General features: G+C 67.4%; 22 protein-coding genes, 3 tRNA genes and 1 other RNA gene. 5 read left to right on the top strand and 21 right to left on the bottom strand.

Annotated elements, in window-relative coordinates; genetic code table 11:
- Nucleotides 1-62: 62 nt before the first annotated feature.
- Nucleotides 63-569 carry a hypothetical protein gene (locus Q0907_RS03950; protein WP_299341702.1) on the bottom strand — a complete coding sequence of 169 codons (507 nt, stop codon included), beginning with the start codon at nt 567-569 and terminating at the stop codon, nt 63-65.
- On the bottom strand, nt 566-1,741 hold the full coding sequence (locus tag Q0907_RS03945; RefSeq protein WP_299341699.1) for a site-specific integrase: 1,176 nt from the start codon (nt 1,739-1,741) through the stop codon (nt 566-568). The genes Q0907_RS03950 and Q0907_RS03945 overlap by 4 nt, the downstream gene beginning before the upstream one ends.
- Nucleotides 1,742-1,996: 255 nt before the next feature.
- Between Q0907_RS03945 and ffs the strand changes: the two genes are divergently transcribed.
- Nucleotides 1,997-2,093: signal recognition particle sRNA small type (gene ffs, locus Q0907_RS03940), an RNA gene on the top strand.
- An 85-nt stretch (nt 2,094-2,178) separates the two neighbouring features.
- On the opposite strand, the gene Q0907_RS03935 is transcribed toward ffs, so the two are convergent.
- From Q0907_RS03935 to Q0907_RS03905, 7 genes are read right to left on the bottom strand one after another with little or no spacing between them, the layout of a single operon-like run.
- Nucleotides 2,179-3,201, bottom strand: coding sequence for a gluconolaconase (locus Q0907_RS03935; protein ID WP_299341696.1), 1,023 nt, complete (start codon nt 3,199-3,201; stop codon nt 2,179-2,181).
- Nucleotides 3,198-3,626: a molybdenum cofactor biosynthesis protein MoaE gene (locus Q0907_RS03930; protein WP_296280096.1), complete on the bottom strand. Its 429-nt coding sequence runs from the start codon at nt 3,624-3,626 to the stop codon at nt 3,198-3,200. Before Q0907_RS03930 ends, Q0907_RS03935 begins: the two co-directional genes overlap by 4 nt.
- A gap of 3 nt (nt 3,627-3,629) precedes the next feature.
- Complete coding sequence (locus Q0907_RS03925) at nt 3,630-3,875, bottom strand: MoaD/ThiS family protein (protein WP_299342616.1); 246 nt, start codon at nt 3,873-3,875, stop codon at nt 3,630-3,632.
- The gene (moaC, locus tag Q0907_RS03920) at nt 3,872-4,354 is read right to left on the bottom strand and encodes a cyclic pyranopterin monophosphate synthase MoaC (RefSeq protein ID WP_299341693.1); all 483 of its coding nucleotides are present in this window, start codon (nt 4,352-4,354) and stop codon (nt 3,872-3,874) included. Before moaC ends, Q0907_RS03925 begins: the two co-directional genes overlap by 4 nt.
- A gap of 16 nt (nt 4,355-4,370) precedes the next feature.
- On the bottom strand, nt 4,371-5,384 hold the full coding sequence (gene moaA, locus Q0907_RS03915) for a GTP 3',8-cyclase MoaA (RefSeq protein WP_299341690.1): 1,014 nt from the start codon (nt 5,382-5,384) through the stop codon (nt 4,371-4,373).
- Nucleotides 5,381-6,133: an MBL fold metallo-hydrolase gene (locus tag Q0907_RS03910; protein WP_299341687.1), complete on the bottom strand. Its 753-nt coding sequence runs from the start codon at nt 6,131-6,133 to the stop codon at nt 5,381-5,383. The genes moaA and Q0907_RS03910 overlap by 4 nt, the downstream gene beginning before the upstream one ends.
- Nucleotide 6,134: 1 nt before the next feature.
- Nucleotides 6,135-6,884 (bottom strand): 3-deoxy-D-manno-octulosonic acid kinase, encoded by a 750-nt coding sequence (locus tag Q0907_RS03905; RefSeq protein ID WP_299341684.1) that lies wholly within the window; start codon nt 6,882-6,884, stop codon nt 6,135-6,137.
- A 26-nt stretch (nt 6,885-6,910) separates the two neighbouring features.
- On the opposite strand from Q0907_RS03905, the gene Q0907_RS03900 reads away from it, so the two are divergent.
- Nucleotides 6,911-7,951: a glycosyltransferase family 9 protein gene (locus Q0907_RS03900; protein ID WP_299341682.1), complete on the top strand. Its 1,041-nt coding sequence runs from the start codon at nt 6,911-6,913 to the stop codon at nt 7,949-7,951.
- Between the two features lie 6 nt (nt 7,952-7,957).
- Here Q0907_RS03900 and Q0907_RS03895 read toward each other — a convergent pair whose 3' ends face one another.
- Together Q0907_RS03895 and Q0907_RS03890 are read right to left on the bottom strand one after the other, a co-directional pair.
- Entirely contained in the window at nt 7,958-8,365 is a 408-nt protein-coding gene (locus Q0907_RS03895; protein ID WP_296280083.1) for a DUF6165 family protein, read from the bottom strand.
- A 107-nt stretch (nt 8,366-8,472) separates the two neighbouring features.
- Nucleotides 8,473-8,563: transfer RNA gene (locus tag Q0907_RS03890), tRNA-Ser, on the bottom strand.
- Between the two features lie 216 nt (nt 8,564-8,779).
- Between Q0907_RS03890 and Q0907_RS03885 the strand changes: the two genes are divergently transcribed.
- Nucleotides 8,780-9,484: a PP2C family serine/threonine-protein phosphatase gene (locus Q0907_RS03885; RefSeq protein WP_055942014.1), complete on the top strand. Its 705-nt coding sequence runs from the start codon at nt 8,780-8,782 to the stop codon at nt 9,482-9,484.
- 15 nt (nt 9,485-9,499) lie between these two features.
- On the opposite strand, the gene Q0907_RS03880 is transcribed toward Q0907_RS03885, so the two are convergent.
- The 6 genes from Q0907_RS03880 to Q0907_RS03855 form a co-directional block, all read right to left on the bottom strand.
- The gene (locus Q0907_RS03880; RefSeq protein WP_299341678.1) at nt 9,500-10,213 is read right to left on the bottom strand and encodes a hypothetical protein; all 714 of its coding nucleotides are present in this window, start codon (nt 10,211-10,213) and stop codon (nt 9,500-9,502) included.
- Entirely contained in the window at nt 10,210-11,916 is a 1,707-nt protein-coding gene (locus tag Q0907_RS03875) for a DUF4034 domain-containing protein (RefSeq protein ID WP_299341674.1), read from the bottom strand. Before Q0907_RS03875 ends, Q0907_RS03880 begins: the two co-directional genes overlap by 4 nt.
- A gap of 200 nt (nt 11,917-12,116) precedes the next feature.
- Nucleotides 12,117-12,845 (bottom strand): DNA polymerase III subunit epsilon, encoded by a 729-nt coding sequence (dnaQ, locus tag Q0907_RS03870; protein ID WP_299341672.1) that lies wholly within the window; start codon nt 12,843-12,845, stop codon nt 12,117-12,119.
- The gene (locus Q0907_RS03865) at nt 12,845-13,402 is read right to left on the bottom strand and encodes a GNAT family N-acetyltransferase (RefSeq protein ID WP_299341670.1); all 558 of its coding nucleotides are present in this window, start codon (nt 13,400-13,402) and stop codon (nt 12,845-12,847) included. The genes dnaQ and Q0907_RS03865 overlap by 1 nt, the downstream gene beginning before the upstream one ends.
- Entirely contained in the window at nt 13,399-13,848 is a 450-nt protein-coding gene (rnhA, locus tag Q0907_RS03860; protein ID WP_296280074.1) for a ribonuclease HI, read from the bottom strand. The genes Q0907_RS03865 and rnhA overlap by 4 nt, the downstream gene beginning before the upstream one ends.
- A gap of 19 nt (nt 13,849-13,867) precedes the next feature.
- A complete protein-coding gene (locus Q0907_RS03855; protein ID WP_299341668.1) occupies nt 13,868-14,527 on the bottom strand; it encodes a methyltransferase domain-containing protein in 660 nt (219 codons plus the stop codon).
- A 58-nt stretch (nt 14,528-14,585) separates the two neighbouring features.
- On the opposite strand from Q0907_RS03855, the gene gloB reads away from it, so the two are divergent.
- Together gloB and Q0907_RS03845 are read left to right on the top strand one after the other, a co-directional pair.
- Nucleotides 14,586-15,365: a hydroxyacylglutathione hydrolase gene (gloB, locus tag Q0907_RS03850; protein ID WP_299341666.1), complete on the top strand. Its 780-nt coding sequence runs from the start codon at nt 14,586-14,588 to the stop codon at nt 15,363-15,365.
- On the top strand, nt 15,362-16,543 hold the full coding sequence (locus Q0907_RS03845) for a lytic transglycosylase domain-containing protein (RefSeq protein WP_299341664.1): 1,182 nt from the start codon (nt 15,362-15,364) through the stop codon (nt 16,541-16,543). Before gloB ends, Q0907_RS03845 begins: the two co-directional genes overlap by 4 nt.
- A 66-nt stretch (nt 16,544-16,609) precedes the next feature.
- Here Q0907_RS03845 and Q0907_RS03840 read toward each other — a convergent pair whose 3' ends face one another.
- From Q0907_RS03840 to Q0907_RS03825, 4 genes are all read right to left on the bottom strand, one after another.
- The gene (locus Q0907_RS03840) at nt 16,610-18,586 is read right to left on the bottom strand and encodes a SurA N-terminal domain-containing protein (RefSeq protein ID WP_299341662.1); all 1,977 of its coding nucleotides are present in this window, start codon (nt 18,584-18,586) and stop codon (nt 16,610-16,612) included.
- A gap of 168 nt (nt 18,587-18,754) precedes the next feature.
- Nucleotides 18,755-18,831 (bottom strand) — tRNA-Asp (locus Q0907_RS03835).
- Nucleotides 18,832-18,915: 84 nt separating this feature from the next.
- Nucleotides 18,916-18,990, bottom strand: a tRNA-Val gene (locus tag Q0907_RS03830).
- 34 nt (nt 18,991-19,024) lie between these two features.
- Complete coding sequence (locus tag Q0907_RS03825; protein ID WP_296280065.1) at nt 19,025-19,399, bottom strand: HU family DNA-binding protein; 375 nt, start codon at nt 19,397-19,399, stop codon at nt 19,025-19,027.
- Nucleotides 19,400-19,485 lie beyond the last annotated feature (86 nt).

The raw sequence follows: 19,485 nt of genomic DNA, 5'->3' as shown, positions 1-19,485 counted from the left end.
ATTCATGCCGCCGTATGCGGTCTACAAGCAGAAAAGGTAACTATTAAACCCTGTAAAGGTAACTATTCAGACTTGCGGGGCCGGCCTCGCGGCTGACGCTCTGCAATGAGCGCCGGATCAATGCCAAGGTCTTCACACACTTGCGGCAACAGCGACTCAATCGCTTTCCACACCCCTAGCTTTGTCACTCTTGTCGGCTCAAAACGATCCGCTGGATCAATCGCTTCTGCGTTGCCGGTGGCATACGCCTTCACTATTTCCGCAAGTGTTGTCGTGTGCGCGTTTCCCTTCGCGCGGTGCATGACATAGGAATAGGCTGTGTCCACGTCGCGAATTTTTGGATAGACACCAACGCTCTTTCCTGGCTCGTAGTCCCTAGCCCATGCGCGCACCGTCTCCGCGTGGTCATTGCGCAACTTTAGGCCACGCACGAAGCCACTCTGCCATTCTTCCAGTGGTAGCCCTTTCTCTATGCGATCCGCAATGGTTGTGGCATATCCGCGAATGCGCTTGATATGCGCGTCGCGCTCGCTCTTAGTGAACTTCTGGATGGGTTGCTCATCACTCACTTGCCACCCCCGGCGAACTTCGCCCAATCGGCCATCATCTTTGTGCGCTTGTCGAACAGGTCGCCGCGCCGATATGCAGCCTCCACCTTGTCGCCAATGGTGTGCGCCAGCGCCATTTCCGCAACATCGCGCGGATAGTTCGTTTTCTCGCTAGCCCAATCCCGGAAGGTGCTACGGAAGCCATGCGGAACCGCATCAACCTCCATGCGCCGCATGACCGCTGTTAGCGCCATGTCTGACAGCTGACCGCCTCGTGCCGCCGGGAACAGCAAGTCGCTGCCCGCCATGCGCGGAAGTTCTTTGAGCAGTTGCGTCACCCGTGACGACAGCGGCACGCGATGTTCCTTGCCGGCCTTCATGCGCTCTGCCGGGATGGTCCAGACCTTGCCGTCTATCTCACCCCAAGTCGCGCCACGAACTTCGCCACTGCGGGCCGCTGTCAGCACCAGGAATTCCAGCGCACGGGCTGCCGCGCCTTCCCTCGCCTTCAATGCCGTCATGAAATTGAGCAACTCAGCCAGCGGAAGGGCCTTGTGATGCTTCACCTTGGCCACCTTGCCCGGCTTCGGTAGCAGCGCATCGAGATTGCCACGCCAGCGCGCGGGGTTGTCGCCCTTACGGAAGCCGCTAACAGTCGCCCATGCCAGCACCGCTTCAATGCGGGTGCGCAGTCGGGTGGCGGTCTCCGTCTTCTCCGTCCACAGGGGTGACAGGATTTCGACAACGTGCCGAAGTTCCACCATGTCCACGGGCATGTTGCCGATGACCGGCTTGGCGTAGGTGTCCAGCGTGCTTGTCCACTGGTCCGCGTGCTTGGCGCTCTTCCACTCCGGCCGCTTCGCCTCAATGGTGCGCTTGGCACACTCAGAGAAAGAGGGTGTTTCGCGCAGCGTGACCTTGGCGACCCTGCGCGTTTCGATAGGGTCGATGCCTTCTGCGATCTTGCGGCGTGCCTGCCGGGCCAACTCGCGGGCGTCTTTGAGCGGCACGTCCTGCAATCCGCCCAGCCCCATATCCCGGCGGCGGTTGCCGATGGTGACCCGCAGAATCCAGTTACGTGCGCCGGAAGGAGCGACGCGAAGATATAATCCCGTCACGCCCCCAGCGGCGTGCAAGCCGACTGGCAAGCGCGACAACTGGATGGCTGCGATTTCCTTAGCCTGCTTGGGCATCGCCCGTACCCTCCGCCGAACTCATCTTTCCCAACATCCCGACCAACAGGAAGGGGTGCGATTGGATGATATGGGGTGGTCGGGCATGGAGCAAGAAATCACGCAGATTCAGGGGGTTATTGCTGCCCCTGAGCCTGCATGATAGGCTATGAAACATGGAGGAGGACGCCCCTCTCTCCGCCAGTTTCATCGCAATCCGCTTCGGCGGGTTGACGACGGACCGCGCCCAGGCGCGGTTTCGTGTCTATGGTGGCCCCGTCGGCCCCTCGCGACGCTAGGTCGAAAATCCCGCCAGGGCCGGAAGGCAGCAACGGTATCGATCGATGCGGGCGCCGAGGTCAGCCGGCGGGGCTACCGCCTTTTGAGGCATCGTCTTGTCACTGTCTCCTGCCATCGCGACGGCATCGCCATCGCGGCGGACGCCTCTTGAGCGTCGTTCATTCGGCCACGATCCCCAGCGCGTCCGGTTCGCGTCCGGTGACCCAGTAATCGATCACCTGCCAGCGTTCGGTGTCGATCACGGCGATCCTGTCGCCTCCACTGATGGCCACGTACGCGCGCGGCCGATCGGCTGCCAACGCTACGCCGATCGGCAATGCGGCGTTGCCGAGCATCGTGGGCTGGTAGGTCATGTCATCGCGCGACAGGGAGACGGTAGCCACTGGCACCTTGGTGCGGGCATTGAAGACGGAGAGCGTCGCGGCGCGTGCATTGGTCACGAACGCCCGCGAGCCGTCCGCGGAAAACACCACCCGGATCGGAAACCCCTTGCTGCTCATGCGACGCCTGACCGCCAGCGTGCGCGGGTCGTGCACGGTGACGGTGCCGTCCTCGCGATTGGTCACCCACACCTCCTCGCCATCCGGTCGCACCGCCACGCCTTCCGCACCCTTGCCGGCGGCGCGCTCTATCGTCTTCATGCCGGACTGCAGATCGATGCGGCTCAGCGTACCGGACTGGATCTTGGTCAGGTACGCGACCTTTCCGTCTGTCGACACGGCGACCATGTGGCCCGTGCCCCCACCGACATCGATCACGCGCTCGATGCTGCCCGAGGCCACCTCCACGACCAGCAGGCTGGCCGAGGCTTCCGTCGTCACCAGTACGCGACGGCCATCGGGCAGGAAGCGCAAACCGTGCGGCGCACCGTGCTGGCCCAGGTCGATGGTCCGTGTCGGCGTGCCGCCCACCAGGTCCAGGACCGAAAGCGAGCTGCCGGATTTCGCATCGCCGTAGTTCGTCACCACGGCGATGCGCCCGTCGGGCGCAACCGCGATCTCGTGCGGTGCTTCGCCAGTGCGGAACTCGCCGATCCTTCGGCCGTCGCGCAACGACAGGCGCCAGACCGTATCCGCAGACTTGTTGCCCACCAGCAGCTCTGCCGCACGCGTTGCCGCCGGCGCACCGAGCAGCCCGACCGCCAAGGCCAGCACGAGGGGACGCACTGTCCTCGGCGTCATGCACCCTCCGCCATCGGGTGCAGCCAGTCGGCATCGCCTTCGCGGTAATGCTCGCGCTTCCATATCGGCACGCGACGCTTCACCTCATCGATGATGTAGCGGCAGGCATCGAACGCCGCACCACGGTGCGCGGCGCTCACGCCCACCCACACCGCCAGGTCGCCGATGGCCAGCGTTCCCACGCGATGCACGCAGCACGCAGCGATGATGTCGAAGCGCGCCTTAGCTTCCGCAAGTATGCGTTCGCCTTCGCGCTCGGCGAGCGCTGCATACGCTTCGTAATCCAAGCCACCCACGGAGCGACCCGCGTGATGGTCGCGTACCCAGCCTTCGAAGCTGGCGTAGCCGCCCGCGCGCGGATCGAGCACGCGTGCGCGCCATGCGTCCAGGTCGGGCGGCGTCTCCGAGAGGGCGAAGTCTGCCATGGCTCAACCCCCGCTGACGGGCGGAATAAAGGCGATCTCGCTGCCCGCAGACGGCGCGTCTCCCCAGCGCGCGAACTCGCCGTTCACCGCGACGCGCAGGTGCTCGCGCGGCCAGGTGAATCCATGCCGCGCCTGTACGTCGTCGTAGACCCTCGCCAGGTCCGGGGCCTGGGTGGAGAGGGTTTCGCTGGCGATGCCGGCACGCTCGCGCAGGCTGGCGAAATAGAGCAGCGTCACCGTGGGCATCAGAGCTGCCCCACGTCGCGCTTGCCGCCGCGCTTGCCGACGAGTTTCGCCGGTCCGAGCACGATCGCGTGCGACAGCGCCTTGCACATGTCGTAGACCGTGAGGGCGGCCACCGTGGCTCCGGTGAGCGCCTCCATTTCCACCCCCGTGCGATGCACGGTGCGTACCTGGCAATCGATGCGCAGTGTGGCTTCGCCATCCCAGTCCACCGCCACGCGGCATCCGTCGATCGGTAGCGGATGGCAGAAAGGGATCAGTTCATGCGTGCGCTTGACCGCCATCGTCCCGGCGATGACCGCCGTATCGACGATGCCGCCCTTCGCACTGCGCAAGCCGTTGCGCTTCAGCTGCCGCGCGATCTCCGCCGGAAACCGCACGCGGCAGGTGGCGAGCGCTTCGCGCGCCGTCGCCGCCTTGCCGGAAACGTCGACCATGGCCGGGCGACCGTCGGCGTCGAGATGGGTCAGGGCGTTACGTGGCATGAGGATCCTGCGTGGTTCAACCACCGATAAGATACATCTCGACGCGTCGCCGATCCCGCACTTCGGGACGGCCACGCAACTCGCTGTAGCGGTCGCCGCGCGCCGACCACAGGCCTGCCACGTGCGTCGCCAGCGCATCTTCGCCTTGCGCAAGGACCGCACGCAGGTCGGCGCCCTCCGACGCAAACAGGCAGGTGAAAAGGCGCCCGTCGGCCGACACGCGCGCACGGTGGCAGTCGCCGCAGAACGGCGTACTGACCGAGCTGACGAAACCGACTTCGCCACCGCCGTCGTCGAACCCGTACCGCTCCGCCACCTCGCCCCGATAGTCCGCCTGCAGCGGATGCAGCGGCCAGCGCTCGGCGATGCGGTCGCGCAACGCGGCCGACGGCACCATCCGGTCGAGCCGCCAGTCGTTGCTGTCGCCCACATCCATGAATTCGATGAACCGCACGACATGGCCCGTGCCGCGGAAATGCTCAACCAACGGCACCACCTGGTCCTCATTGAGCCCGCGCTGCACGACGGCATTGATCTTGAGCCGCGAGAATCCGGCTCTCACGGCGGCGTCGATACCCGCAAGCACGTCGCCCACCTGCCCCCGCCGCCCCGACATCTCGGCGAAGAGATCGGCATCCAGCGCGTCCAGGCTGACGGTGATGCGCCGCAAGCCGGCGTCGTGCAGCGCCTGCGCCTGGTGCGCAAGCAACATGCCGTTCGTCGTGAGGGCGATGTCCTCCAATCCCGGAATGGCCGAAAGGCGGTGGACGAGATCGGGCAGGCGCTTGCGCAGCAGCGGCTCGCCCCCGGTCAATCGCAGCTTGCGCATGCCCAGCCGCACGAAGGCGCGGACCAGCGTGTCGATCTCGTCGAAAGACAGGCGTTGCGAGGCATCGGTCCCATAGTCCTCGGGCACGCGATCGGCCGGCATGCAGTAGCCGCAGCGGAAATTGCAGGCATCGATGACGGAAAGCCGCAGGTCATGCAGGGGACGGCCCAGCAGATCGCGCGGGAGCGGGATGGCGTTCAAGGCAGCACGGTCGGCAGCGGGTCCGCCAGCGCGAAACCCTCGCCCGCCACGGCGACACGGTGGCCGCGTGCGCGAAGGGCGTGCGCGTCCGCTTCGCTCGCATAGTGGTACAGCACGCAGCGGGCCAGCAGCGCGGGCGGATACTCGCGTTCCAGATCGTCGATGCCGCTGTGCGACGGGTTGCCGTGCAATGCGCAATCGTGGGCGATCAGTTCGCCCGCGTTCGCATGGCGCGCCAGCATTTCGGGGATGGGTCGCGTATCGCCGGTCCACACCACGCTGCCCCGCAGGCGCAGGCCGAACGCCGTTTCCGGCCAATGGTGGCGCACCGGGAACACGTCCAGTCGCAAGCCGTCATGCCAGAACGCGTCACCGACCGGGATCAGCTGGAACGCGTCCCAGAAGTTCGCGCCGCCCTCTGCCAGGACGTTGGGATAGCTGGCGATGCGCTGGTGGAGCAGCGGCACCAGGGGCGCCGGCACGTACAGGCGGACCTTCCCGCGCCGTGCAGCGTCGAAATAGCTGGCGACGAACAACCTTTCCATGCCCGCGACGTGGTCGAGGTGCACATGGGTGATGAAGAGCGCCTCGGGCATGCCTCCATGGCGCGACTGGTATGCGGTCAACCCTTCGCCGCCGCAGTCGATCGTCAGCCATGGCCGGCCGTCGCGCTCCAGCGTTGCCATCGCCGAGCCGAGCTCGACGGCACCGGCGTTACCCACACCCAGGAACCGCAGCATCCACGCCACGTCAGTATCCCCGCGACCAGGCATGGTCGTAGGCACGGCGGAGGTGCGCGAAGTCGACGCCTACTTCATCCTCGCTGCGCGCACCGCGCAACTTGAGCAGGGAACGCTTGAGCCGTGCGAGGTTCTGTTCGCGCCACGCGGTGGCGGGAATGCGCAGCCTGCCCCGGTCGAAATCGATCAGCCAGCCATGACCGCCCGCATCGAACAGGATGTTCTGCGCATTGAGGTCGGCATGATCCAGGCCCGCACGATGGAAGCGCGCCACCAGGCGGCCCGTGCTCTCCCACGGCGCATGGCCCTCGGCCTGGTCGGCGATGTCGGCCAGCGTGCGCACCTCCATCAGGCGCTCCAGCAGGATCGACGCACGGTAGAACATCCCGTCGCGCACGTAGCTGGCCGCCACCGGCCTTGGCACCGGCAGGCCGCGCGCCAGCAGGGCACGCGTCAGCCGGAACTCGGCGAAACTGCGGGTCTTGTCCGGCCCATGCCAGAGATAGCGGTCCCGGCTGAAACGCGCCGCCAGGCCGCCCCGGCGATAATGACGCAGCACGCACTGGCTGGACGGGGCATCGATGAACCAGGCGCTGCCGCGCCCTCCACTGTCCACCGGGCGGGCGCGTTCGCCCCACTTCTCGGGCTGGAACCAGTCGGGATCCGCTTGCCGCAGGTGTTTGCGGTCGAACAGAATCGCGCCATATCCGCTGCCTTCGCGGAACGGCGTCAGGGATTCCGAGGCGTCAAATCCGACCATCCAGCGAGTCTAACAATAGTTATCCCATGATTCCCTCATCGCTCTGCCTGCTCCGACTCTCCGCACTCGGCGACGTGACCCACGTCGTGCCCCTCGTGCGCACGCTGCAGCGGCAGTGGCCGCAACTGCCGCTGCACTGGGTGATCGACAAGGGCGGATTCAAGCTGCTCGAAGGGCTGGAAGGCGTGACCTTCCACACCTACGACAAGAACACCGGAGTGGCCGGCATGCGCGCCTTGCGCCGGGAGCTGCCGGGGGAGCGCTTCGACGCGCTGTTGCAGATGCAGGTGGCGTTGCGCGCGAACCTGCTGTCGGCCTTCATCCGGGCCCGGCGAAGGATCGGCTACGACCGCCGTCGTTCCAAGGACCTGCATGGCCTGGTGATCAACGAACGCATTCCCGACCGGCCCGGCATCCACGTGCTCGATGCGATCGGCAGTTTCTGCGAACCGCTGGGCCTGCACCAGACCGAGGTGCGCTGGGACCTGCCGGTACCGGCCGACGCGCACGCATGGGCGCGTGCGCAGTGGCCCGAGGACGGCCGGCGGACGCTGGTGATCTCGCCGTGTTCCAGCCACGAACGCCGCAACTGGTATGCGGACCGCTACGCCGCCGTCGCCGACCACGCTGCCTCGCAGGGATGGCGCGTGGTGGTGTGCGGGGGGCGCAGCGAATTGGAACGGCGGACAGCGGACGGCATCATCGCCGCGATGCGGTCACCTGCGCTGGACCTGGTCGGCAAGGACACCCTGAAGCAGTTGCCGGCCCTGCTGGCGCGTGCGGACCTGGTGATGACGCCCGACTCCGGCCCCATGCACATCGCCAACGCCATGGGCGCCGCCGTGCTGGGCCTGCACGCGGCCAGCAATCCCCGCCGCAGCGGCCCCTATTCCACGGTGCGCTATTGCGTGGACCGCTACGATGACGCCGCACGCCGCTACAAGGGCAGGCCAGCCGCCGAACTCGCGTGGGGCACGAAGATCGAGCACGACGGCGTCATGGCCCTGATCACCGTGGACGATGGCATCGCCGCCTTCGAGCGACGCCGGCACGATCTCGCAGGCTGATCGCCGTCAGGGCGCGCCCGCGGTCCGGTAGTCCTGGTAGGACTTCTCTTCCACGTAGCTCGAGCCCAGGGCCAGGTTGATCGCCTTCTTGATGCGGGCGCGCTCGTCGTTCTCGAAATAGACGCTGCGGGCGAGGCGGACGAAGTCGTCGTCGAAGGCCTGCGCCTTTTCCTTCAGCCGTACCTCGTCCTCGACCACCCAGAGGCGCTCGTTCACGGCTTTCAGCTGGGCGCGCAGTTCGACGATGTCGTGGCCGGCCACGGGATGGGCCATCCAGGTCTTCTCCAGCGCCGCCAGTTCGTCGCGCACGTGCGCCAGTTTGGCCGGGTCGCTCATGCGTTCCGACTTGATCTGCAGGATGGCGATCTTGTCCAACAGCTCACCGAAGGACACGGGGACGAGGATCTCGGACATGGAGGGCTCCGGCGCAAAAGGCCATTCTACGCCCGTCCCCAACGGCGATCCGCGCCCATCACGGTGACGGAAACGCAAAAGCCCCCTTGCGGGGGCTTTCTTGAAACTGGCGGAGAGGGAGGGATTCGAACCCTCGATACGCTATTAACGTATGCCTGATTTCGAGTCAGGTACATTCAACCACTCTGCCACCTCTCCGGTGGCCCGGGCTGTCCCGGGGGCGTGAATCATACGTGGCGCGCCGCATCGGGACAAGCCGACCGATCCCGAAGACGGCGGGGTGCATCACCCGACCTGCACCTCGGTGAACCCCGGTTGGGTTTGGAAGGCCCCGAATCTTGTCCGATGTCCTGTCCGCACGGATCATTGCGTATGAGCGGATAGGAAAACGCCGTCCGCACAGACCAGGGCACCATGATCGAATTCGGCCACATCTCCCACGTCGGCCTCCGTCGCGAGCTGAACGAAGACACCTACTACGGCGACAGCGAGCTGGGCCTGTGGCTGGTGGCCGATGGCATGGGCGGCCACGCCTGCGGCGAAGTGGCCAGTGCCCTGGCGCGGGAGACCATCGTGCGCGAGATCCGCGATGGCACGCCGCTGGCGCAGGCGATCCGGATCGCCGACGAGGAGATCATCCGTACCTCCCGCCGCCGCAACGACACCTTGCCGATGGGCACCACCGTGGTGGCGGCCCGCATCCAGGGCAACCGCTTCGAAGTGGCCTGGGTCGGCGACAGCCGGGCCTACCTGTGGCGCGAGGGGCAGCTGGCCCAGCTGAGCCAGGACCACAGTTACGTGCAGGAACTGATCGCCCAGGGTGCCCTGACCAGCGAACAGGCGCGCACCCACCCGCATCGCAACGTCGTCACCCAGGCGCTGGGGGTCACCGACCCCAACCACCTCAACGTCGAAACCATGACCGGCGAACTTCGCCCGGGCATGCAACTGTTGTTGTGCAGCGATGGGCTGACCGAAGAGGTCGACGATCCCAGCATCGCCGCCACCCTCAAGCACGACGACTGCAGCGCCCAGGAATGCGTCGACACGCTGATCGCCGCGGCGCTGGACGGCGGCGGCTCGGACAACGTGACCGCGATCCTGGTCCGCTGCCACTGAGCCCGGACGGGCGGGTCAGCGGGCCGCGACGCCTTCGCCCCCGATCCAGAGCACGTACTCGAAGCTCTGCACCATGCGCCCATAGCCACTGCCATCGGCGTCGTAGTTGGCGCCGACGCTCACGGTATGCCGCCCCGGCGACAGCGGCGGCAGCAACAGCCAGTACCCGTCGCTCGCCGCCACCTGCGCCAGGTGGCCCGGGGGAGGTGGAACATCGGGATACAGCGGAAAGCAGCCGTTGCTGCGTACGCGATAGCGCGCGACGTCCGCGACCGGTACGCCGTCCAGCAGGACCACCGCACTCGACAGCCGGTCGTTGTTGACCGCAGCCCAGGCCTGCAACTGGCGGCAGCTGGGGACGCGATCGCCACGCAACGCGTCACCCGGCGTGTAGTGGATCATGTTGATCACCGGCATGAGCAAGTGCTTGCCAACGGGAATCGTGCATTCGCGGCGCGCATTGAATCTGCCGGTCGTCCCCGCGAGAAACCAGACCGGTCCATCCTGTGCCACGGCGCAGGCACGGCCATCCCGGTCGCGATACGGCAGGCCATCCAGCGCCTCGGCCCACTGCCACCACGCCGCCGTCCATTCCGGATACCCCTTGCCGTCGACCTTGGCATCGAGCGGCAATGGCACGACGGGCGCGGCGCGGTCCTCGGCGCGGGTGCCTGCGATGGCCAACAACAGCACCCATGGCACGACAAGACCCCGTAACACCGGCCTCATCGCTGCGCCCTCGCCTGACGGATGCGTTCGATCGTCGCGGCATGGTGCGGCCAGCGCTCGAGGTCGTGGTATTTGACGAACTGGTCGATCGCCTCCACCTGGGCCGGATCGTCCTGTACGCCACGGAGCCAGGCCAACATGCGCCAGCCTTCGCCATTGCGCGGAAACTCCCTGACCAGTGCACCGGCGCATGCCTCGCCGGCCGCCAGTTCACCGCTCATTGCGTAGGTCTGGCAGTACAACTCGTACGCTTGCTCCCGCATGTCCGCGTCTTCCATGGTCTTCAACAACGCGTCGCGGGCCGCATGCTCGCCGAGCGCGCGCCGGGTGGCACGGGCCAGCAGGTACTGGCGTCGTGCGCTGGCAGGCGCCGCCTCGACCGCACGGCGCGCATCGCGCAATGCCCACTCGCCATCGTCCAGTTCCATCAGGATCTCCGCACGCAACGCGAGGTGGCTGTCGTCCCGCGGCTGGAAGCGCAGCGACTGCGACACCCAGCTCAGCGCGCGCCAGCGATCGCCTTGCGCATACATGCCGCGTCCCGCACGCGCCATGTAGCCAGCATTGGGAGCCTGCAGGGACGCGGCAACCGTGCCCGGCATGATCTCGGGCCAGGCGTCGGCGAGATCCGCCTCATAGCCGATCGGTATGGCCGTCAGCGTCAGCAGCGCAGGGTTCTGCGCGACACGCGCGGCGATCAGCCCCGCAGCCGCGCGCATCGCCTCCTCCGAACCGCCCCAGCGCGGTTCGGCCTGCGTGATGACCTCTTCCAGAACGAAGTAGGACTGCGGATCGATCCTGAGGCACTCTGCTGTCGCCCAGCGCTGCAACTCGTTGGAACTCATCCGGCCGATCGCCGCCAGTTGTTCGCACGCCGGAGACAGCCGCTTCTCCTCCTGGAACGCCTCGGCCAGCAGCGGCACCGCGCGCTGGAACAACGCGCCCATCCGCTCCAGCTGCTGGCCCGGCGTTTCCGACGCCCACTGGGTACCGCGTGCCCGCCAACCCTGGCGCGCGTAAACATCCCCCAGCGCCATTTTCGCGAAGGCGCTGTCCGGCGACTGTTCCAGCCAGCGTCGGGCAACACGCTCGGCCTCGGGATCGGCATCGAAGATCGAGTAAGCGATGAAGATCTGATCGCGCTGGGTCGCGTCCGCGTAGTGCGCCCGCAGCAACGCATCGAAACGACGGTCCAGGGCGCGGGCTCCCTGCGGTTGATCGAGTTGCCGGTCGATCTCGTCCAGCGACAGGATAGGCGCCCGCAGCAGCAGGCAACGCGACGCCCCCGCATTCGCCGGCCAGGCATTGCCGGGCAGGTCCGGGTAGGCGAGGCAACGCGCTTCAGGGTCGAGCGCCTGCGCCTCGACCGCGCGCACCCGGGCCAGATGGTCCTGGAATGCGGCAGGTGGCGCGGGAGGCGCCTTCGCCACGTCGGACTCCGGCCGTACGAACCGCACCACCGTGGTCCGCTGGAACACGCGTTCGTGGCCGCGATAAGGCAGCGGCGACGCCTGCCGCACGGCGGCCAGCAGCGAGTCGCGGCCCTTCGCATCGAACCGGCATGCCGGCTCCGCGGTGGCGGTAAGGACCTCGCCGCCGGGCAGCAGCGTGAGCCGTACGGGACACATCTGCCCGGCGCGTACGCTCGCCGGCACGTCCCAGCGCGCCACGATCGCTTCCTGCAGCGCGGCCGTGTAGGCCACGGGCGCCTCCATGGGGAAGGGCGGCGCAGGCGTCGCCCCGCCCTCGGCCATCCCCGCCACGATCCCGAACATCGCCACCACAAAGGCGCAAGAGCGCCTGCGTCCTCCCTGCCTGCCCGCCATGCACGTCCCCTGTCGATGTCCCCGCAGGCACGCTACCGCAAGGCCGGCGCAGGGTGAAGGGGTGCGGCGGCCGCGACTCAGGCAGTGGCGTCCAGCACCGGAGGATCCCACAGGCAGCGGCCGCCGGCCTTCTTCCTCAACGTCGCCAGCCGGGCATCGTGTGCGGCGAGTTCCTCGGCCGAGACCGCTACCCGCGGGCGGGCGCCCGCGATCGCGGGGTCGAACTGGACCACCGCCGCGGTCGCGGCCGACGCCGTCTCTTCCGCGCCGCCGAAGCCGATCTCGCACTGGCCGGCCGTCAGGTTGAGGTAGACATCGCACAGCAGCTGGGCATCAAGCAGGGCGCCGTGCAATTGCCGGTGCGTGTTGTCCACGCCGAGCCGCTTGCAGAGCGCATCCAGCGAATTGCGCTGGCCGGGGAAGCGTTGGCGCGCCAGCAGCAGCGAGTCTTCGACGGTGACGCGGTCGGACAGGCGCCCGTACTGTTCGCCGAGCCGGGAAAGTTCGTAGTCCAGGAAGCCGACGTCGAAGGCTGCGTTGTGGATCACAAGCTCGGCCCCGTCGATGAAGGCCAGGAACTCGTCGGCGATCGCCGCGAACACCGGTTTGTCGGACAGGAATTCGAGGCTCAGGCCGGTGACTTCGGCCGCGCCCTGCTCGAACTCGCGCTGCGGATTGATGTACTGGTGGTAGGTGCGTCCGGTCGGCCGGCGCTCCAGCAGCTCCACGCAGCCGATCTCGACGACGCGGTTGCCTTTCTTCCACTCCAGGCCGGTGGTTTCGGTGTCGAGGATGATCTGGCGCATCAGGCGGCTTCCTTGGAGAGGGACAGGTGGAACAGGTCCACCGGATGTTCGATCGGGGGCAGCAAGATCATTCTGTCGAATGCGAATCCCAGTTTCTGCAACAGGCCGATCGAGGCCACGTTGTCGGGATTGACGATGGCATGCAGGCGGACGAGGCCGAGGCGGCGGGCGGCGTCGGCGATGACGGCGTTCGCGGCCTCCCGCGCGAACCCTTGGCCTGCGTGCGAGGGCAGAAGTGCGTAACCGAGATCGGGGCCTTCCAGCCCCTCGCGGAGGACCAGGCCACAGTTGCCGATCAGTGCGCCGGTGTCCTTGCGGCGGACCGCATACATGCCGAAGCCGTTTTCCGAATAACTGCGCAGTGCGCCGGTACGCAGGTACGCACGCGCCTGGTCCACGGTCCTTACGCCGCGATCGGCGATGTGGCGTATGAAAGCGGCATCGTTGAGCAACGCGAGCATGAGCGCCGCGTCGTCATCGTCCGCGTCCGACATCGCATGCAGGCGCAGGCGCGCCGTCTCCACGACGACCTGGCCGGGATGCAACGTCGGGCTCACGCCACGGCTCCCCGGCGGAAACGCTCGGCGGCGGTGCGGGCCAGCGCATCGACACGTTCGTTGTCGGGGTCGCCGTTGTGGCCCTTGACCCATTTCCAGTCGATCCGGTGGCGGGCCGTGGCGGCATGCAGGCGTTCCCAGAGGTCGCGGTTCTTCACCGGATCGCCGCCGGCAGTCTTCCACCCGCGCCGCACCCAGCCCGGCATCCATTCGGTGATGCCTTGCCGGACGTACTGCGAATCGATGTGCAGCGTGACCTGGCAGCCCTCCGTCAGCACCTCCAGCGCCGCGATGGCAGCCATCAGTTCCATGCGGTTGTTGGTGGTCTGGGCCTCGCCCCCCACGACCTCGCGCTCCTTCTCGCCGTAGCGCAGGAGCGCCGCCCAGCCACCGGGACCGGGATTGCCCAGGCAGGAGCCATCGGTATGGATGCTGACGTGTTTCATGGGTTCTCGGGGTAAGGGGTCAGGCGGCGGGCGCGGCACGCCACGCGCGTGCCACGGGCGCAGGTGGAACAAGGCCGGCCACGCGCTTTTCAGCCTGCAGCAGGCGCGCGGCGCGGAACGGCGCAGGTCCGTGTCCGGGGGCATCGGCGAGGCCTTTCCAGACCGGACCGTAATGCAGCACATGCTCCGACACGACCAGGCCGGCCGCCGCCAGTTGCAGGTGCCACTGGCCCAGCGCGCGCGGCACCAGGCCGGCGCCGCGCCAGCGCAATCGGTAGGGGCTCCAGGGGTTCAGCACGAAGAGCCAGAGGCGACCGCCCGGCTCGAGGATCCGGGAGCACTCGTGCAGGAGCGGCTGCGGGTCGCCCGCATCCAGCACGTGTTGCAGCACGATCACCCCCATCGCTTCGGTCGGTAGCGGCAGCGGCAGGCCGCACTGGACCTGCCCCGCCAGCCGATGGCAGCCCGCACGGGCCCGCAGGCGGAGCCCTCGGGTGGCCGGCGCGCCGACCGGCGACGGGTCGCTCCCGTCTGGGGCTATCCAGAGCCACGGCTGCGGCGTCCGGCTGGTGAGCGCCTGGCTCACCCGCGCATGTTCCGACGCCAGCAACGGTCCGCCGTGGCCGGTCCCGAACCACGCCAGGGGATCGGGTTGACGGGTAAACGCGAACGCAGGCATGTTCGGATTGTAGAGGACGCCGCCCCTGGGCGTCCGTCCCGCCCGGAGCCTTTCCCCGATGCGCCTGCTTGCCCTGCCTGCTTTCGAGGACAACTACATCTGGGCGCTGGTCGACGACGAGGGCGACGCGCTGGTGATCGACCCCGGCGATGCCGCGCCCGTCCTGGCCGCGACCGGCAACGGGTTGTGGCCGGCGGCGGTGCTGATCACCCACCATCACGCCGACCACGCCGGGGGCGTCGCCGCGTTGCGCGCCCGATGGCCGACGCTACCCGTGTTCGCGCCCGCCGACGACCGCATTCCCGACGCTACCGAACGCGTCGGCGAAGGCGATGTCGTACGGGTGAAGCACTGGGCGCTGTCGGTGCTCGCCGTGCCTGGACACACGCGCACCCACATCGCCTTCCATGGCGGCGGCGGCGACGGTCCGCCGCACCTGTTCTGCGGGGATACGTTGTTCAGCCTGGGCTGCGGTCGCCTGTTCGAGGGCACGCCGTCGCAGATGCTCGCATCGCTGGATCGCCTGTCCGCCCTGCCCGGTGCATCGCTGGTCTGTTGCGGCCACGAATACACCCTGGCCAACGGCGCGTTCGCGATTGCCGTGGACCCGCTCAACCCGGCCCTGCGGCAACGCATCGAAGACGTCCGCACCATGCGCCAGGCGGGCCGTCCCAGCCTGCCGGTGACGCTGGCCAGCGAGTGCGCGACCAATCCTTTCCTGCGCGTGGACAGCGCCGAGGTCCAGGCCGCCATCTCCCACCGCCTCGGCCGGCCGCCGGTCGATCGGGTCGAGACCTTCGCGACCCTGCGGCAGTGGAAGAACGACTTCCGCGCATGAAACATCCCCGTGCCCTGCCCCTTGCCGGACTGCTGGCGACCGGCCTCGCGCTGGCATCTCAGACCGTCGTTGCCGCGGATCCAGCGACGGCGGAGAACGCACCGGCGACGCTCGACGTACTTGCCGTCGACCCCTCCCCGCTCGCCGCCGGCGATCAACGCAGCGGCCTGGACATCTACCAGCGCTTCCGCGACGGGCTGGCCGATCCGACGTGCGACAGCGCGGCGACCCAGGGGCGCTGGAAGAAGCATTTCAGCCATGCGCCCGGACAACTCGCGCGCGCGGAAGACGACGTGCTGCCGTTGTTCGGCTACGTCGTCGACGCATTGCGCGAAGCCCAGCTGCCGACCGAGTTCGCGCTCATTCCGTTCGTGGAAAGCGGGTACAAGCCCGGCGCGCGCAATCCCCAAGGCCCGGCGGGGTTGTGGCAGTTCATCGGCATCACCGCGCGCAACCATGGAGTCCCGATGCGCGAGGGTTACGACGGCCGGCTGTCGCCCGTGGATTCCACCCAGGCCGCCGTCCGTTATCTCAAGACCCTGCACGGCATGTTCGGCGGCGACTGGCGATTGGCCGTGATGGCCTACAACGCCGGCGAATACCGCGTCCTGCAATCCATGCGCCGTGCCGGCATGAACGCCCGCAATGCGCGTCCCGCGGAGTTGCCCGGCCTGTCCGGCATCACCTACGCCTACGTGGAGAAGCTGCACGCGCTGGCCTGCATCTTCCAGCAGGCCGACGATCGCGATGCGTGGCTCAAACAGATGGATCGCCCGGTGCCGCGCCTGGCGGTCCATGTGCTGCTAGGCGACGCCACGCTCGAGGCCTGGGCCACCAGGCACCATCAACCACTCGCCTTGCTGACGCGCCTCAATCCCGCGCTCTCCGGTCGATTCAGCCGTGGCACCAAGCCGATCCGGCTGCTGGCCCCGACGTACGCGAGCGCGGACGAGACCGCCGCGCCGGCGCCATTGGCCCTCGCCACCGACGACGCGCGCGCCACCGGAAGCGTCGCCACGGGCGCACGCACGCACACGGTACAGCGTGGCGACTCCGCGTGGACCATCGCACGTCGCCACGGACTTACGCCCGAGCGGCTTCTACAGCTGAATGACCTGAAGGCAAATGCCGTGCTGCGTCCTGGCATGGTGCTGAAGCTGGACAGCGCCGCAGAGTAGCGACGAGGCTCGCCACAAAGAAGAATCCCGCCGGTCGGCGGGATTCGGATCCAACATCGGTCGGGCTCAGAGCCGCTCTTCGAAGACCTTGACCTTGAAACGCTTGCGCAACGCGTCCACGTACGCCTGCGTCGCGATGCCGCCATTGAGCTGCATCAGTTGCTGCTGCATCGTCGCGCGCTCTTCGGCCGGCATGTCCGCGATGGCGCCATCGGTGACCTTGTTCACGGTGAAGACGGCATAGGCGCCCTGCCCCAGGGCCACCTGGCCGGCGACCACCTTCCCCTCCGCCGGCCGTCCGGCGGCGAAGATCGCCTCGTTGGCTTCGGCCGTCGGCATCGGCATGCCGCGACGCAGGCCCGGCAGTTCGTTGAAGCGCAGGCCTTCCGCAGCGGCGATGGTGGCGAGCGACTCGCCCTTCTTCACGCGTGCGAGCAGGGCATCGGCGGCGGCGCGCGCGGCTTTCTCGCGACGGTCCTGGCGGATGGCGAACACCACCGCATCGCGCGCCTTGTCCAGCGGCAGCGCCTGCTCGGGCGTGTGCTGGGCGACGCGGATGATGACACTGTGGTTGGGGGCGATCTCGATCGGATCGCTGATGGTGCCGTCCTGCACCAGCGTGTCGGAGAACGCGGCGCGCAGCACGGCAGGCACCGTCGCGATGCCCTGGGGGTCGTTGCGGGAGAACGGACCCACCTTCTGCAGCGGCAGGCCGGTCGCCGCCGCTGCGGGCGCCAGCGCCGTCGGATTCTTCAACGTTTCGTTGACCACGCGACCCGCGAGGTCGTTGTAGGCACGGTCGCGTTCACCGCTGGCTTCTTCCGCGGCCAGCTCGCCACGCACGTCTTCGAAGCTACGGCCTGCGCCGGGATTGACCTGCTTCAGCTGCAGCACGTGGTAACCGAAGTCGCTCTTCACCGGGCCGCGGATCTCGCCGGCCTGCATGGCGAACGCCGCATCCTCGAACGGCTTGACCATCGAGCCGTCCTTCGCGAACGGCGGCAGTTCGCCGCCCGCATCCTTCGACCCCGGATCGTCCGAATTCGCGCGCGCCAACGCCGCGAAATCCGCGCCCTCGCGGGCCTGCTTGGCCAGCGCCGCAGCCTTCTCTTCGGCCTTCTTCTGCGTGGCGGCGTCGGCGCCCGCATCGACCGCGATCAGGATATGGGCGACCACGCGCTGCTCCGGCGACATGAAGCGCGACTTCTCCGCCTCGTAGCGCTTGCGCAGCGCGGCTTCGTCGGCGGTCGCGGCGACAGGCAGCGTCGCGCCGTTGATCTCCACGTATTCGAGCGACACCTGCTCAGGCTGCTTGAAATCGCTCTTGTGGCCGTCGTACCACGCCTTGATCTGCGCGTCGGTCACCTCGGCGCTGTCCTCCGCCACCGGCGGCAGCAGCGCGATGCCGATATCGCGGGTCTCACCCAGCAACTTCCACATGCGCGCCTGCTCGCCTTCGGTGGTGAAGTCGGACTCGCCGATGGCCTGCGGCAACAACATCATGCGCAGCCGCTCGCGCTGCTGTTCCTGGAACTGCACCGGCGAGATCGCAGGCACCTGCGACGACAGCAACATCTGGTACTGCTCGGGACTGAACTTGCCGTCGACCTGGAACGCCGGCTCGCTCATGATCATCTTCTGCACCGCCGCGTCGCCCACGACGATGCCGGCGCGCTTGGCGCCCAGTGCAAGCACTTTCTGGTCGATCAGCTGCTCGAGCACCTTGCGCTTGTTGTCCGCGCTTTCGAACTCGCGCGGATCGAAGGCCTCGCCCTGTGCCTGGCGCTGCTGCTGGCGTGCCTGCTCGAACGCCTCGCGGAAATCGTCCTGCGTTACTTCCTCGCGCTGCCAGACCATCGACACAGGCCACCACCGCGGAGCGGACTCCCACCATGTCGGCGGCGCCTCGACGAGGGCCACGTCGCTGGCGGTCCCGCCCGTCATGTACTCGTTCACGCCCACGAAGGCGAACGGAATGATCAGCAGCCCCAGGATCAGGCTGGCGACCCAGCCAGAGGTTTTGTCGCGGAGTTTCTGCAGCATGTGCGCACGGGATCCGAATTCGTTCAGCCGCGCAGTTTACCGTGCCGTCGCACGCGCGTCTCGCCGTCCGGCGGACTCACCACGCCCTTAGGGCATCGAATCGCACTGGGAACACGGTGCGAGAGCCGGAAAGCAAAAAGCCCGCTTTCGCGGGCTTTTTGGGTGAAATGGCGGAGTGGACGGGACTCGAACCCGCGACCTCCGGCGTGACAGGCCAGCATTCTAACCGACTGAACTACCACTCCGCGCTGAGACGAACATTGTAAGACGATTTGCGCGACTTCCGCTAGACCGTCCGACAATTTTTTTGATCCTGCATCGCCCCGATGTGGTGGGTGCTGAGGGTTTCGAACCCCCGACCCTCTCCGTGTAAGGGAGACGCTCTACCGCTGAGCTAAGCACCCGGGTGATCGCACCCTGCCATCGGCAGCGAGTCGATTAGTTTACGGCATCCTTCAGGGCTTTGCCAGCCTTGAACGCGGGGTTCTTGGACGCCTTGATCTTGATGGTGTCGCCGGTCTTCGGGTTGCGGCCCGTACGAGCGGCGCGCTTGCGGACCTGGAAGGTGCCGAAGCCGACCAGCGTCACGCTGTCGCCCTTCTTCAGGGCCTTGGTGATGCTGGAGATGACGGCGTCGACGGCACGGCCGGCTTCGGCCTTGGACACTTCGGCTTCGTCGGCGACGGCATCGATCAATTCGGTTTTGTTCATTGAGTAACTCCCTGTGCGGCACAACCGCGGAATGAGTGACCGGAACCCGGAACGTGGGCCTTCGCTTGTCTCGCGGGAGCCGGTCGTGATGTCCACGCGCATCGAGGCGTCGCCTCGTGCATGCGGGTGTCGTCGTTATACCAGCGCGAAAAATGGCACGCAAGCCGAAAACCCAGCAATGACGCGGG

Origin of the sequence: uncultured Pseudoxanthomonas sp., from assembly GCF_947498795.1 — a bacterium.
GTDB lineage: Bacteria > Pseudomonadota > Gammaproteobacteria > Xanthomonadales > Xanthomonadaceae > Pseudoxanthomonas_A.
Note: the sequence above shows the minus strand (reverse complement) of the source record. Positions and strands in the feature narration are given on the sequence as shown.